This window comes from Alteromonas sp. KS69 (assembly GCF_003989595.1).
Classification (GTDB): domain Bacteria; phylum Pseudomonadota; class Gammaproteobacteria; order Enterobacterales; family Alteromonadaceae; genus Alteromonas; species Alteromonas naphthalenivorans.
In genome coordinates this window covers 1-15,852 of sequence record NZ_PYHU01000044.1, presented here as the reverse complement: position 1 = coordinate 15,852, position 15,852 = coordinate 1, and the positions used below count along the sequence as shown (strand labels likewise).

Annotated in this window: 12 protein-coding genes; 4 read left to right on the top strand and 8 right to left on the bottom strand. The window is 41.3% G+C overall.

Going from position 1 to position 15,852, the window contains the following annotated elements:
• Positions 1 to 106: 106 nt before the first annotated feature.
• On the top strand, positions 107 to 3,004 hold the full coding sequence (gene gcvP, locus C7Y69_RS18350) for an aminomethyl-transferring glycine dehydrogenase (RefSeq protein WP_126873751.1): 2,898 nt from the start codon (positions 107 to 109) through the stop codon (positions 3,002 to 3,004).
• 201 nt (positions 3,005 to 3,205) lie between these two features.
• Here gcvP and C7Y69_RS18345 read toward each other — a convergent pair whose 3' ends face one another.
• The 6 genes from C7Y69_RS18345 to C7Y69_RS18325 are packed head-to-tail and all read right to left on the bottom strand — an operon-like array spanning position 3,206 to position 10,519.
• Entirely contained in the window at positions 3,206 to 4,006 is an 801-nt protein-coding gene (locus C7Y69_RS18345; protein WP_126873750.1) for an adenylate/guanylate cyclase domain-containing protein, read from the bottom strand.
• 3 nt (positions 4,007 to 4,009) lie between these two features.
• On the bottom strand, positions 4,010 to 4,558 hold the full coding sequence (locus tag C7Y69_RS18340) for a Pycsar system effector family protein (RefSeq protein WP_126873749.1): 549 nt from the start codon (positions 4,556 to 4,558) through the stop codon (positions 4,010 to 4,012).
• A gap of 17 nt (positions 4,559 to 4,575) precedes the next feature.
• Entirely contained in the window at positions 4,576 to 5,820 is a 1,245-nt protein-coding gene (locus tag C7Y69_RS18335) for a restriction endonuclease subunit S (RefSeq protein WP_126873748.1), read from the bottom strand.
• A complete protein-coding gene (locus C7Y69_RS21975; RefSeq protein WP_260563738.1) occupies positions 5,813 to 6,523 on the bottom strand; it encodes a class I SAM-dependent DNA methyltransferase in 711 nt (236 codons plus the stop codon). Before C7Y69_RS21975 ends, C7Y69_RS18335 begins: the two co-directional genes overlap by 8 nt.
• Positions 6,524 to 6,537: 14 nt before the next feature.
• Positions 6,538 to 7,401 carry an N-6 DNA methylase gene (locus C7Y69_RS21970; RefSeq protein ID WP_260563690.1) on the bottom strand — a complete coding sequence of 288 codons (864 nt, stop codon included), beginning with the start codon at positions 7,399 to 7,401 and terminating at the stop codon, positions 6,538 to 6,540.
• Positions 7,402 to 7,432: 31 nt separating this feature from the next.
• On the bottom strand, positions 7,433 to 10,519 hold the full coding sequence (locus tag C7Y69_RS18325; protein WP_126873747.1) for a type I restriction endonuclease subunit R: 3,087 nt from the start codon (positions 10,517 to 10,519) through the stop codon (positions 7,433 to 7,435).
• Positions 10,520 to 11,043: 524 nt separating this feature from the next.
• On the opposite strand from C7Y69_RS18325, the gene C7Y69_RS18320 reads away from it, so the two are divergent.
• From C7Y69_RS18320 to C7Y69_RS18310, 3 genes are all read left to right on the top strand, one after another.
• The gene (locus tag C7Y69_RS18320; protein ID WP_126873746.1) at positions 11,044 to 11,901 is read left to right on the top strand and encodes a TnsA endonuclease N-terminal domain-containing protein; all 858 of its coding nucleotides are present in this window, start codon (positions 11,044 to 11,046) and stop codon (positions 11,899 to 11,901) included.
• Positions 11,898 to 12,875, top strand: coding sequence for a hypothetical protein (locus C7Y69_RS18315; RefSeq protein WP_126873745.1), 978 nt, complete (start codon positions 11,898 to 11,900; stop codon positions 12,873 to 12,875). Before C7Y69_RS18320 ends, C7Y69_RS18315 begins: the two co-directional genes overlap by 4 nt.
• Before the next feature lie 440 nt (positions 12,876 to 13,315).
• Positions 13,316 to 13,900 carry a hypothetical protein gene (locus C7Y69_RS18310; RefSeq protein WP_126873744.1) on the top strand — a complete coding sequence of 195 codons (585 nt, stop codon included), beginning with the start codon at positions 13,316 to 13,318 and terminating at the stop codon, positions 13,898 to 13,900.
• 159 nt (positions 13,901 to 14,059) lie between these two features.
• On the opposite strand, the gene C7Y69_RS18305 is transcribed toward C7Y69_RS18310, so the two are convergent.
• Positions 14,060 to 14,281, bottom strand: a complete 222-nt coding sequence (locus C7Y69_RS18305) for a hypothetical protein (protein ID WP_126873743.1) — start codon at positions 14,279 to 14,281, stop codon at positions 14,060 to 14,062.
• Between the two features lie 823 nt (positions 14,282 to 15,104).
• Positions 15,105 to 15,852 (bottom strand): hypothetical protein (locus tag C7Y69_RS21630; RefSeq protein WP_185864200.1); only part of this gene is annotated, 748 nt, incomplete at its 5' end.

The window sequence follows — 15,852 nt, the reverse complement described above, 5'->3', positions numbered from 1 at the left end:
TAATAATTAAAAAGGGGCTTCTAATTGGCCCCTTTTTATCTTTACGTTTTTATTTGTGTTTTATCCTGCCTTTCGGGGCAATACATTGCGAGTGCTTAACAACGTTATGTCGAATACTTCCCCTACATTAGCTCAACTAGAGCAAAAAGACGCATTCATTCGCCGCCACGTAGGCCCAGGCGAAGAAGAAATTCAACAAATGCTGTCGGCCATTGACGCAACATCGTTAGACGATTTAATTGCGCAAACCGTACCGGCTGGCATAGCGCTACCAGAGCCGCTAAAAGTAGGCGAAGGGGCAACCGAAGTAGATGCACTAGCCGCATTAAAAACAGTTGCTGGCAAAAACGTAGTGAACCGATCTTTCATTGGTATGGGCTATTACGACACCCACGTGCCTAACGTTATTTTGCGCAATGTATTGGAAAACCCAGGTTGGTACACCGCCTACACCCCGTATCAGCCAGAAATTGCCCAAGGCCGTTTAGAAGCTATTCTTAACTTCCAACAGTTAACCATTGATTTAACCGGTTTAGAGCTAGCGTCTGCTTCATTACTTGATGAAGGCACCGCCGCCGCTGAAGCCATGACATTGGCAAAGCGTGTATCAAAAAACAAAAAAGCCAGCAGTTACTTTATTGCTGACGACGTACACCCACAAACTCACGACGTAGTAGCCACACGCGCTGAAATGTTTGGTTTTGGTATTATTACCGGCCCGGCTAGCGAAGCTGCCGATCACGATGTATTTGGTGCGTTACTGCAATACCCAAGCACTACCGGTGAAGTTAGCGATATTTCAGACATTATTGCCGCGGTACAAGCCAAAAAAGGCATAGTGGCAGTAGCCGCCGACCTAATGAGCTTGGTGTTATTAAAATCGCCCGGTGAACTAGGCGCAGACGTTGCCTTAGGCAGCGCACAACGCTTCGGTGTACCAATGGGGTACGGCGGCCCACATGCTGCCTTCTTCGCAACACGCGACAGCTACAAGCGTTCATTGCCTGGCCGTATTATTGGCGTAAGTAAAGACACCCGCGGCCGCCCAGCACTGCGTATGGCATTGCAAACTCGCGAGCAACATATTCGCCGCGAAAAAGCCAACTCGAACATTTGTACCGCGCAAGTACTGCTAGCCAACATGGCTAGCTTTTACGCCGTATACCACGGCCCTAAAGGCTTAAAAACCATTGCTCAGCGCATACACCGCTTAACCAATATTTTAGCGACAGGGCTAACAAACAAGGGTGTAGCCCTTAAGCACAGCACCTACTTCGATACGCTAACCGTATTGGTAGATAACAAAGACGCTGTATTAAACAAAGGCTACGAACACGGCCTAAACCTACGTGCCGATTTAGAAGGTGCAGTAGGGGTTTCACTTGATGAAACCACTACCCGTGAAGACATTGCTACCTTGTTTAACGTTATTCTAGGCAGCGACCATGGCCTAAGCGTAGAAGCACTAGATGCCGATGTAACCACGCAGCCTGCTAGCGCCATTCCAGAAAACCTATTGCGTACTAGCGATATTCTTACTCACGAAGTGTTTAACCAGTACCATTCAGAAACTGAGATGCTGCGTTATATTAAAAGCTTAGAGAATAAAGATTTAGCCTTGAACCACTCAATGATTTCATTGGGTTCATGCACCATGAAGCTAAACGCTACCGCGGAAATGATACCCGTTACGTGGGCAGAGTTCGGCCAAATTCACCCGTTTGCACCACTAAACCAAGCAGAAGGCTATCAAGAAATGATTGCCGAGCTAGCCGAGTGGTTAATTAACGTCACTGGGTACGACAACCTTTCTATGCAACCTAACTCAGGTGCACAAGGTGAATACGCAGGCTTGTTGGCCATTCAGCGTTACCACGAAAGCCGCGGTGAAGGGCACAGAAACGTATGCTTAATTCCAAGTTCAGCACACGGCACCAACCCTGCTTCGGCACAAATGGTTAGCCTAAACGTAGTGGTAGTGAAGTGTGACAACAACGGTAACGTAGATTTAGACGACCTTCGCAAGAAAGCCGAAGAAGTGGGCGATAACTTATCGTGCGCTATGATCACTTACCCATCTACCCACGGTGTGTACGAAGAAACCATTCGTGAAATGTGTGAAATTGTGCACCAGTACGGCGGCCAAGTGTACATGGATGGCGCGAACATGAACGCGCAGGTGGGCATTACGTCACCTGGTTACATAGGCTCAGACGTATCGCACTTAAACCTACACAAAACCTTCTGTATTCCACACGGGGGCGGCGGCCCAGGTATGGGGCCAATTGGTGTTAAGTCGCACCTTGCGCCTTTCTTACCAAACCACACGGTAGTGAATATTGAAACAGCAGGTAAAGACTGCGGTGCGGTTTCAGCAGCACCATGGGGCAGTGCGTCTATTCTGCCAATAAGCTACATGTACATTAAAATGATGGGCTCGGCTGGCCTACGTAAGGCCACCGAAGTAGCCATACTTAACGCCAACTATGTAGCCAAGGCATTAGAAGGGCACTACAACGTATTGTACAAAGGCCAAAACGGCCGCGTAGCCCACGAATGTATTATTGACCTGCGCCCCTTAAAAGAAGCCAGCGGTGTAACCGAAGTAGACATAGCAAAACGCTTGAATGACTACGGTTTCCACGCGCCAACCATGAGCTTCCCAGTAGCCGGCACGCTAATGATTGAGCCGACTGAATCGGAAGCGAAATACGAGCTAGACCGCTTCGTGAACGCCATGATAAGCATTCGCCAAGAAGTGGCGAAAGTAGAAAGCGGCGAGTGGGATGCCACCGACAACCCGTTACACAATGCACCACATACGCTAGCCGATATTTGTGACAGCGACTGGAACCGCAGCTACGACCGCAACTTAGCGGCGTACCCAGTACCAGAAGTACACAGAAACAAATTCTGGCCGTCGGTTAACCGCATTGATGATGTGTTCGGTGATAGAAACTTGATTTGTTCTTGCCCTAGTATAGAGAGTTATATTGAGGGGTAGGGGCTTAGTGACTAACTGCAATTAAAATTGTGAACGCGACAATTAAGTTTGTGAATACAATTAAGATTGTGAATGTGGAATTTGCACCATAATCGAGCCTGCGATTTATAGGTCTTAGCAAACGTAATTAAAAACCCGCTACCTAGCGGGTTTTTTTTGTTGTCTATTTTAAAGCTTTCTTTCAGTATTGACGTAAAGGAATTAACCGTCCGCTTCGATAATCTCTTGTAGATACTCAGCGCCATGAACTTTACACCAGTGACTTTCAAGTTTATATAACGTATTAACCGGTACTTTTGATTCCCATGAAGTATCTACCTCGTTCCAGAGAGGAACTTCATCACCGCAGGCACAAGACATCAAAGCTTTGCGGCATTTAATATTTCGATAATACCGCTCAGACACGAATATCTCATCGTTCTTTGAATAGCTTGCAATTTTTGATGCAAAGTTGACTGCTTTTCCTGCCCATACTTCGTTGAACATGTCTGTTGTATCTCTGGTTTTATTTAACCCAATTTTACTGGCAAGTAATGTCCTTTGATCAATACCGATATGGATTCCTGTATCAAAGTCGGCTTTTTTGGCTATGACTCTCGGGACAAAAATTTCTTTGGAGAATGTCTTCATAGTGACAGCAGATGCAAGTGCCGAATGTACTTTATTTTTGTCAAATAAGCCGAAGACACCATCCCCACGTATGTCGATGTATGAAGCTCCAAATTTTTTAAAAATCCTCACCGCTGTACCAGTAAATAAGGTATAGATTCTTCCTGTAGTTGCTCCATGGCTCGAAGCACTGAACTGAGTTGAGTTCTTCATATCTACATAGACACATATAACATCTTCAATCTTCAACCATTTATCAGATGCTTCGCTAGGATAATCTGAAGACTTTTCAGGTATTTTGTCAACTTGTTTGGTGGTTACTGTTCTTTTAAATTTCTGTTCTTGTTTTTGTATAATGTCAATAATATCTTGAGGAAGCTGATTGTTATTCATTTTTCATCCTTGAAAGTAATTAAACAGAAAAGATGCAACTAATCCTGAGCAGCCAGTTAAAGTGAACCACGAAGCAAATTTGATTCGTTGAAACTTCACTGTTGTGATTTTTGCATTTGTAACTATTTGGGAAGCAAGATCCTTTACATATGATGAGTGTGTTGTCGTTTCTATCTCCAGCTTTTTACATATCAACGATAAATATTCGTGAGCCCTATACTTTTGAATGTCAGCAAAAAATAGCGCGTTATCAGAATCAGATTTATTCTCATTATACAGCCATAACTTTGTAAGCACCGGAAGCATAGCAACAATACATGTGAAAATTGAGATTATTATCAAGAAATAACCGATAAAGCTTAAACCCTCAGTAAGGCAGCTAATCGACTGGAATTGTTTGGTGTACCTACCGTAACCCCATAAAACACCAACATTTAAAACAGTGAGACCTGCCAGCTTTTGGTCTGAATACTTCAACCACTCATTTACTGTGGTTTGAGTCTTTTCAAGCTTGTCTACCAGCAGAGCTTCATAGGCAGCTTCTGTTTCCATATTAAATTTCCTTTTTTCTATTTTACAGTAACTTGCCCATTCATGAGCATTGGTAGTAACCAGTCACGAAGATTTATCATCTGCTTACTCTCTAAAGAGTTAACTTTTATTTGTTGAAATATAGGAGAAACGTCTTGATGATAATTTTTTAATATTTGAGTTGAAGGCTTCAGAATTGGGATAGAGCTGAAATCATCTTTATTCATGTTTGCAAAAGTGTTTCCAGATTTAGCTTTCGCTCCACTAAAATATCTTTTTATAGCGAAATAGAGATAATATTTATTAATTTCATTTTTACAAACTATAGAGTTAATTTGCTGATTAGTTTGCGCTTGTGTAGTGATAAATCCGACTAATCCGGGGCTAGCGATGCAAGTAACACAAATACTATCTTCGGGTAGATATTTATTTCCTTGAGTTGCAGCGCCCTCTTCAGTCAGAGTCTCAGCAGTATGTGCTATATATGTATTTCCTCGTATATCGCCAATTGTGATAAACGGTATAGGACCACCAAAATATTCAGCTTTCGTTTTTGAAGGAGTTTTACCTGTAATTATTTTTTGTTCAATTGCTCCCAAAGTTGTTCCTTCCCACCCCTCGGGTATTTCTCGCTTAAGCTCTTCGTTGTAAATCATCTTGCCGCCGGAGGATTTATAGGGTTTGCCGTTTGTATTGGGGAAATCGAACTGTATAAACCAGTAGTCGTATATGAGCTTTGCCATGGCTTCTAGCTCGGAATTGATTTTGTTGTTGAGTTCTATTTTTTCATCGATAAGAGCTAGAGAGTGTGCAATTCTTCTTTGTTCAATAAGACCGATATAAGGAATTTTTACTGCGCTAAGAATTCCTTGGTTGAGGTTATTTATGTTTGTGCCATCTGCTTTCGCAATTGACATTCTGAAATACTTTGACTTAGCGAAATAAGAAAGAAACAAAGGGTCAACGTTGTCACTTTTCAATCTGGCTCGAATGCAAAAGCCTGAATACAGAGCTTTGATATTTTGGTCGATATACATGCTCCGACCTACCAATTTTTTGTTTCCGTTAGAACGGACAAAAATTAAATCACCTTTCTTTAAGTAATCTTCTTCTTTTGCTACCCCTTCAGGATTTATTTCTTTCACCGTCTCATACTGAGGTTTGAAGTTATCTTTGAAGTCAGAAACACCAATCAGCAAGCAACCTCTGCCGTGACTACTCTTATCAAAGTTAAGGCCATTTCTGAAGTCCGCTACATCGCCAAATAGGATGAAATCACTCATATTTCAACTCCGATAGGCGAGCTATAATTTCTTCTCCATTCTTTTGTGACTCATCAAACATCAACGATAAGTTTTTTTTGAACCTAATAATGGTTTTAGAAAACTCTTCTTCGGTTATGTCAACATAATCAATCTTAACCTCAAAATACTGCCCTGCACCGAGCGAGTAATTCTTAGCCTCAATATCGGCATAGCTAACCACGACACTAAAGTCATCTACTACAGCTTTGTTGTTAAAAGTATCGATGATCTGCTCTTCTTCAGCATGAGTTAGTACTGTCTTCTGGTTTTTACCGTCTTTAATGGTTTCACCAAGGTTGGATGCATCTATTAGCACTACATCACCTTGGTTGGCTTTATCGATGAAGAGGATAGAAACATTCGTGCCGGTATTTGCAAAGATGTTAGATGGCATACTCACAACACCAGCCAGCATCTTTTCGTCTATAAGCTTTTGGCGTATTTTTTTGTCTATACCGCTTTGTGCCGTAATAAAACCAGTAGGAACTACTATGGCAGCTTTACCGTTTTCTTTAAGAGAATACATTATGTGCTGAATAAACATTAGATAGATGGCCATCGACTCTTTCTTTTTAGCGGGTATTTTTGGAATACCTGCGAAGAAACGCTCTTGATTCGCTTTTGTCTCAAGGTCAGCACTGAAGTCAGAAAAATCTAGTTTGAACGGTGGGTTGGAAACGATGTAATCGAACTTCTCTAACTCACCATTTGCTTGCTTATGATATGGGTCGAGTGAACAAGGTCATTCAACACAAGGTTCAGGCGCAATAAGCTAGATGATTTTTGAGATATGTCCTGAGAGTAAATAGTGCATTTATCTTCACCGATTTGGTGAGCCAAATTCATTAATAATGTGCCTGAACCTGCTGATGGATCGTAGCAAGTAGCATTGTTTACTTCACCGTCAACCAAGCAACGGGCCATTATTTTTGATACCGCGTGAGGGGTAAAATATTCCGCGTATTTACCGCCGCTATTGGTGTTGTAGTCTTTTATCAAGTATTCAAATATTGTGGCATAGAAATCGAATTTTTCATCAAAGATGTTTTCAAAGCTGAAATCAACTAGCTTATTTACGATTGCTTTGCAGAATTGGTCGCGGTTATCAGTAACGTATTTACTAAGGTTTTCGAAAAGAACTATTTTTTCGCCACCTTCGGTTAATACCGAGAATATGTCGCTGTTGTCCTTAGCGATATCAGTCAACGTAGTGTCGAAGATTTCGGCAAAGTTAGGCTTTTCCTGACTATTAAACAATGAAGATATGAAGTGGTCTGGTCGTATCTTGGCCACACTTGGCTTCAAGCGCATATTCAGCTTTGCTACTTCTTTCTCAGAGAAAGTCGCAAATACATCTTCCCAGTTCTCAACATCAGAAAGTCGCTTATCTAGCTTTTTCAGCTCAAAAACATACTTATCGTTAAGGAACTTATACAAGAAAACTTGCGTGATGACCTTGAACTCATTTCCGTCATTACCTAGGCCGAAATTAGCACATACCTTCTTAATGTTATCTATGAGCGCTTTGGTTTGTTGCTCAAATTGTTGTGTCTTTGTCATATTACTTCTTTATATGTTATTGGTTTAGGGCTTACTGATATCCCGATAAACCGTGATATTCGTTCATGTATTCTCTAACAACGAGTTGGTTAATCATGTCTACAGAATCAATTTCAAGATCAATGCCTTGCTTGTCTTCAAACTCGTCAAAAATGAGTGGGGGGATCATCTGTTTGATAAAATTTTCATTATCTAGCATTTTTGAGTTCTGCTGTATCTGGATATCGACAGCAGTTTTTAAACCTTTTAATGCTTCAAATAACTTGCTCTCACTGTCTGTAAGCGGGTCTTTTTCCATCAAACGTTTATGCAAGCGTGCGTACTTCTCGTCATTGTCATACTTGGCTTTAAGTAACTGATTTTTGCGCTCCAGTTCTTTGGCGCTATTGTAAATGGCGTTAAGGGCTGCAATGTTGCTTTCCATTTGCTCTTTGGAGACTTCGTTTAATTTTTTCTTTTTAAACAAGCGCTCAAGTTCTTGTTTGAGCGAGATGAATTCTGGATCTTTAGGATCAAAGTTTCCACCAAGCTGTTCACGAGTTTTTTGCAGCGTATTTTTTAATGCGTCCGCTAAAACAAGCTCTTCTTCTTTCACTTTAGTAAATGCAAATACGACATCTTCAAGTGCAACGTTAAGCAAATTGGTTGTATCTACGCTATGCTCTAATGCTTCTTTCGTATTGATTAATGCAAGCCGATTATTCGCTTCTCTAGAAAGTACAGTCAGCTTACTAAAATCCAGTTTTTCCAGCATTTCATAGTCGCCAGATAAGCGAATAAGATTGTACAGGCTTTTGGCATTGTTTAACGCCTGTGTGACTTTGAGTATTTCACCGCGAGAGTCTATCTGACTGATTTGCTCTGAAAAGTTTTCTGCGTTTTGCGTATCGAAGTGAAATAATACATCTTTAATTTTGACTATTTCTTGTTCGATTTCTTCTTTTGTCTTGAATAAGTTGCTGTAGTGTTCAATTTCATCGCCAAGCTCTGATTGCAACTCTTTAAAGTAGTCTTTATTAGTTTTTTCAAACTCACTTTCTATATCAGCAAAATCGACCACGTATCCATAGCTGAAATTCTTATACGTTCGGTTTACGCGGGTAAGGGTTTGTAGCAAGTTATGAGAGCGTATTACACGGCCCAAATAGAGCTTTTTAAGGCGCGGTGAGTCGAATCCGGTCAGCAACATGTTATAGACAAACAAGAAGTCAATTTTGCCTTCTTTGAACTCTTCAACAAGATCTTTTCGTTCTTGTTTAGTACCTACATCATGCAAAATAAGTGCTGCATTAGTAACACTACTGTTCAGTTTTTTAAAGGCGTTATAACTCTTAGATTGCTCGTTAATTCCGCTTACTTGGTCTGTTACAGGCAGGGCTGAAGCGTATTTGTGCTGAAAAATCTTGTACATCATCTTGGCTTGGTCAGATGAGTCGCAGACTACCATGCCACCGATTGAATTAATGTTCATTGAAATACGGGCTTGTTCAAAGTCTTTTACGATGTAATCAAGCATCGGCTCAACGAACTTTTCATGTGCGTACACGACTTTTTTGTCAGCGTTGCCCTTGAGGATCTCAATTTGTTCTAGTGTTTTCTGCAAGTTGAGTTTGTAGCTGGTTTCAATATCCTCACGGATGAGTCGTAAGGTGTAACCGTCTTTTATTGATGCATTGTAGTAATACTTATGAATGTAGCCGCCAAAAAGTGACTTGGAATCATACTCATCACCTAGCAGTGGTGTTCCTGTAAGTCCTATCTTGATAGCGTTGGTATCAGCTTGCTCCAGATTGGCTAAAAAGCTTCCTCGTGGATTATAGCTGCGATGCACTTCATCCAAGAAAAATACACGTTGTACATTCACTTTGTAATCAAGGTTTTGAATAACCGCTGGGTCGTCTTGGAACTTTTGAATGTTGACGACAGTTATTTCGCGCTGGCCCGATGCATTGTGTACGGCAGCGGTTTGCTTGATATCAGCAGCGAACGCGTCACGCGAATCGATGTTATGAACTTTTAAGCCTCTTGCTTTGAACTCTCTACCTGCCTGAATTAATAGGTCAATTCTATCGACGATAAAGTAGAACTTAGCAATTACGCCCTTATTCTGAAAATAGTCAGCGAGGTGCTTCACATTGTAATACGTGAGAGCTGTCTTACCACTTCCTTGTGTGTGCCAAATGATCCCCTTCTTCACACCCTCATTTAGTTTGTTCTCTATTGCCTTGGTTGCAAACATCTGCGGATAGCGCATTACATGCTTTTGCAAACCTTTGCGTTCTTTCACATAAGCCAATGCATATTGCAGAACGAAAGACAGTCTTGAACGTTGCAGAAGAGACGTACAGATACGATTAGTTGGGGTAAGGGGGGATTTATTCTTCGCAAACTCGGGAGACTGTTTGATACTAAGTAAATTGTTGTCTTTAAGCACAGCTTGTTGGTCTGCTTGAGATATTCCTGATAAAAGGGTGCTTAAATCAAACTCTTCTTCTTCTCGAAAGTAGTTAAAACCGGGTTTTTGATAAGACGCAGTGGCATAAAATGCGCCCTCAATCGGTCGCGGAGAGCTATCATCGTATTCCATGTTGTTAGAAAAAATCATCAACTGCGTGATGTTGACAAAGTTTCTGAACTTCGAATTTTCAAAACGTGTTTGAATGCGTTTGTGCTCAGCGAGTACGCCATCTTTGTTGTTAGGGCGTTTTACCTCTATAAACACCAGTGGCATACCGTTGATGAGCAAAATGATATCAGGGCGAAATTCTTCGTCGTCTTTTTTGTAGGTCAGTTCGGTGACTACATGAAAAGTGTTGTTATCAAAATTGTTAAAATCGATGAGCCGAATGCCAGAGGTCGCGATAAGCTTTTCGTAAAACGCTTTGCCTAAGTCTTCGTTTTCTAAACACAGCGACACATCGTCATGGCACAGTTTCACCTCAGCATCTGTCATCGACGGATTGATGCGTTTAATGCTGTCGTGAAATATGTGGGTAAAAATATTAGTAGATTCGTCCCACGTAACAGCAGGATCTTTTAGAGAAAGGTATTTATAACCAAGCTGCATCAAATGCAGAATAGTAGGGATCTTGACGCGAGAATCTTCATTGAATTTCATAATTTACAACATCCTTATAGCACGCAGAGCCTAACTAATGAGGTAATGGAACACCTTAAAAACACCTCAAATACAATAACATAAAAGAAAACACACTACGAAAGTATACTAAAATTATGGATAGGTAAACCAATCAATCACTAGTTTAAAAAATATACGAGATAGACCGCTAGCTTTGCGCATTACAATGCTGCTTAGAGATAGGCAGACCCATTTGCGTTGATTAAAAAGCAAGCAGCTAGTGGCTGTGGCACAAAAACTTTGAGCAAACACCTACTTTTTTATTCCTTTTACCGGCTAACCTTAGCGACACAACAAAACCTTTGTTTCCTCTCAAGCAAATCAATCAGTTATAAAATCACCTTAAATTCCCGAATTAATATACTTCAATGTATAGTCTAAGCAAAAACTTGAAATAACAACAAAAGTGTTTTTTATCATGTGGTTAGCGGTTCTTCAGACTTGATTTTACCTCCCGTTCCGATTTCTAATACGCGCTGGAAAAAGTGTGAAAAGGAGAGCGCATGAAGAGGTTAACTTACTTAAAACTGCCCAAGACCGTGGAGAAATACAAGCAATGGACTGATGATATTGCGAGTGGCACCTATCGCTCTTATTTGACGGTGAGAGACGTAAACAAGGTGGGCCGCCGGCATTGGATGTATTGCGATAAGCAAAACCGCGAAGTGCACCTATTGTCCGACGGTGAAAGACGCATGTACATGGAGCTGCTTTACAAGCCAAGCACCGTGGCGGTGTTTGAGCAATATGCTCTCGACCTAGACGAAACCTTGGATATCGCCGTTGAGCTTAACATTATGCACCCGCGAAATTGGAAGACGTATGAGGCCTATGTCATGTCGACGGATTTCTTGGTTGAGAGCTTATCGGCTGACGAGCGCACCACGCAGCTTACGGCGTACACGTTTAAGTATTGGGACCAAATTTATAAATTAAGCTGGCTCGATGAGGTTGAGTACAAAAGCATGAGAACCTGGCAAAAATTTGCGATTGAGAGAGAATTTTGGCGCCGCCGTGGTATTGAATATCGCGTGGTGACCGAGCGCGATGCCACCAAAGTGCACTATCACAACAAATTGTTCTCAGCGTCAGCCAAAGATTTAACCGTCTCAAACGAAACCCTTACTGCCTTCTTAACCTATTTTTGTGAAATATGGCAGCGTGCGCCGTGGTGTCCATTACAAGAACTGATTGCTCAGGTCAGTCATACACTGTCAATGACAGATGGTGATGCTCGTCAGCTGTTCAGGTTTGCCCTTTTGTATGGCTTCCTTCCGGTTTCTCAGGAGTGTGAGACGCACATGGTTCGCTGGTTTCGACCTGTTTATCTCATGCAGGACGAGTTGGGGATAGCCGCATGAGGTATGAAGGCGAGCATTTATATCGCGATGAATTAGACCATCAGCGAGAACAAGTTATCTTGCGCATGTCTTTCCGCATTTGCCATATTAGCCAGTGCCGCGAGTTTTATGCCGTGGCCGACATGTTACAAGCAATGAAGGTAGCTAATCCTCCCAAGCCAAAGGTATTTAACAAAGCCCAGTTAACAGAGTTTATTAAAAAGCACGGCCTTAAGACGGGGCAGGCGTATGACTTGCCAGAAACATTGAGTACGTCTGATACGGCGCTGTTAAAACAAGGCTATAAGGGGTGGCTAGCCAAGCGAGATGATAAGTTTCGTAAAATCGCCTCGTTAACGGCGCCGCACTTACTAGAGCAATACCTCTACGGTAAAGGGCTTGGGGCCGAGATAGCGGCGCTAATTGCAACCCCCGGCTCTACGTGGAAGTCGAAAGGGGCATATCACAATGCGCTGAATCGCTTTATTGTTTTTGGCATGGTGCCCAATGCACTGGTTTCCTTTAAATGGAGCGAGATAGGAAAAAACTACCCTGTCGCCGACACCCCAGACGACCCAATTATCAAACGAGGCAGAGGCGGTAAGCATAATCAAAATAGCCTTAGCGATTTTCGTGGCATTACCGCGCGCGATAAAAAGAATATCGAAGATGTGGTGAAGCAGTGGATACGTGAGGGTAAAAAGCTCAGCAGGCGAAAAATTTTTGACCGCTATCAGGATACCTTTGAAGTGAGCACGGTGGTGAGGCAGGTCGGGCAGCATGAAATTCTCTACCATGACCTACTGCCCCCAGAAAAGCGTATTTCGCCGCGTATGTTCTACTACCATTTTAACCGCATTTTCAGTCGCGCCGACCAGCTCAAAATGGAAGAAGGCAGCTTCAAATTTGAAAAAGACCATGCGGCCCGACAAGGCACTGCGCTAGATGGAATAATATTTCTAAAGATGACTGTCTTGTTTAATAGTCTTGCTTAATATAATGCGTTGATTTACATTGTAAAATGTAGGGTTATGAATTTAACAAAGTTCTTTATATGCGCCTCTCGTTGCCTCAGCTATCCTTTCACTGAAGCCCAAAAGGTTGTTCAAGTCGTGTGCAAACGCTTTACCCAAAATTTCAGCTAGTCGACTTGATAACAAAATAATTTATTTTTACCCAAAGCGAAAACTCGATACGTTCTTTATGTGCATATGCAAATATTCTTAGGTTAATCTGATTTTTTTGACTTCATTAAGAATAGGTGGAAATATGTACAAAGCGGGTGATTAGCATCAAGGTTGAAATTAAATAGCTAGATACTTCCCTTTAAACAAGCTTGTCCGTAAAAAAAATAGTTACAACTCTTTGTGGATCAGAAGCTGACTTTTGCATCTCAGCTTTTACTGAATTGTATAAACTTATAAAGGTTTCTGAAGTGTCTGATAACGATGAGTTAAGAGAGCATGAAAACAACATTTATACTGCAAATCATTCAGCCTACAATGGTGGTGATCCTCAAGTCGAATCCGTATCTAAAGCATTAAGAAGGGCAAAGAAAGAATTAGATGAAAGGCGAAAAGAGTGTGTGTATGTTCCTCCGCCAAAACCTAAACCAGTCCTAACTCAAAAACAATCCCAAACAAAGGTTATCATTATATGCCTAGCGACTGTGCTTATTTTGTTCGCTCCGAGCATATTTACTACCTTCAAAAGCAATTACTATAGTCTTTTTCACGTGACTGGATACAGAAATTCGGCATCGTTCGCTTTTACTTTCGTTTACTTATCTATAGGAGTTATATTTCTAACAATATTGAGATTAAGATTAATGTCTGAAGTGCCTATGGGACTCTCGAAAATTGCGAGTTTTCTTCTATTGATTTTATTAGGTTTCTCTTTAGTAAGCTTGTCTGTAGTAGGCTTATTTCTAGTAGGCTGGACTTTAGCTGCCTCGATAGTAGTAGTCTTGGTTGTATTATTCTTCTTCGCATTCTTAAATTCATTACTATTTCAATACTAGCTGCCATGGGAATTTACTAAACGCTAGGCGGGATCACCGGAGGCATACGTCTTCGCTCTCAAGTGACGGCTGACCGCACTAGCTAGATTGTCAAATTCGTTGGGACACGGTCGCTCAGTAATTAGATCAAACATATCCCTTTTAAGGACATTAGTTAAGCTAGACTATAGCAAGTTTATTTAACAATTTTTTCTTAGCCTCATCTAACTTGCCTGCATTGGTTTTAATTGAGAGTGCTTCTCGTTTTTTTCGCCCAAAAAAATAATTGATTCTTTCTGCATTGGCGCCCGATGGATGAGGCATACCGCTTAAAATTTGCTTTTCTGAAATAACATTTTTCTTAGCTAGATAACGCAGTACATCATCAACTCCTTGACCCAAAGGAATGCACAATGCTGTTTTATTTAAGCTAATTAGACAGGCATAACACGCGGTATAAAAAGTGTACTGCAGTACACTTTCTTTAATTTGGTTAGCTATTCACACTGTTAAAGTAGTAAACCAACGTTAGAAAGTCCTGATGCCTAAGGCCAGAAAGTCGCAAGCTAGTTTATTGGATAAGTCGTATTATCACTGAGTTTCTCGCTGTGTAGGCCGCGCATTCTGATGTGATGAGGAAGGCGACAAAAGCTTTAAGCATCGTCGCCAATGGGTGGAAGACCGAATTCATACCCTAAGTGAAGTGTTTGCTATTTATGCCCATAATCAACATCAGCAGGGGAGACAGGTTTCTAGACGGTTACTGGGATAGTATTGCGCCTAAATAGCTAGATCTATTGCCACTTCACGCGAGTGAAGGAATAAAAATCGTTGAGTGAAAATTAGACTTACGCACACATCTACTTTTAAAAACAATCTCCAAAACATGTAAATTTATCTGCATAAATAACCTAGTGCAGAGTCGACAAGCCTGTCATTTTTGCATTTCTAAAGATGACTGTTTTGCTTGATATTATGGGCAACAGTCTTGGGCTGAAAAAAGTCTAGCTCAAATCTAATAGCGGCACCTGAAAAAACGAGCAACTGTCAGAGCAAGTACATGTTAAAGGAGGTAACTTGTCCACCTTAGATATAACGGGATTCGTCAAACTCTGCCATTACTATATAAATTTACAAATGTAATGGGTAATCTTTAATTCAGCGTCAGTTGAGAGCTTTGAGTTTCGGCTTTTGTGGGGAGTAACTCCCCTTTTAACATAAGCGCTTAAAAATCAATGAAATCAAGTGTAGGTGAATAAATGATCCGCAATGATGATGTAAAGCCATCCACGTCAATTTGACTGCCATCACTGCTTCTATTATTGTGCCATTTTATATCCACTGTCATATAAAGCTCATCAACAAACTCAAACTCGTAATAGCCACCAAAGTAAACAGTTTGAAAACTCATGTCTCTCGACGTTTCAACCGTTTCTGCCGCAGGCAAATTATTAAACGGAGTACGGTCGTTTCTAAAGCGTACATCTGTCGTAACCCGATCAGAAACACTAAACCCTGTTAATCCCATCAAAAGTCCGTAATCCATCTGACTGTTATTGGCATATTTATAAATCCACCGCTTGTAGTTACCCAAAATAGGCACTCTTACCGAAAAGTCGTATTCGACATCAAGCTCAGACACAATAGTAGTCTGGTAAATTGCGGTAGTGCTTTCAGAACCGTCCAATAACTCATTTGACACAGGTGCCGTAATTGTGCTGGCTTCAGAATAAGTAGGTATACTTAAACCAAGTTCTATCCAAGGTAGTTTGGCAGCGATTTCAAAGTTGAGATAGCTCTTGTTAGAAAACTCTTGGTCGAATGTTACAAGAGTGGTGTCACCACCTGAGTCTGGCGAAAAAGGGCTTAAATCAATATGCGAGTTGCTGCGATAATTGATAATCGGCGTGTAAGTGTAAGAAACTCCGAGACCTGCTTGAAAGCGACTGCTATCTAGGGCCTGTTGATCTTTG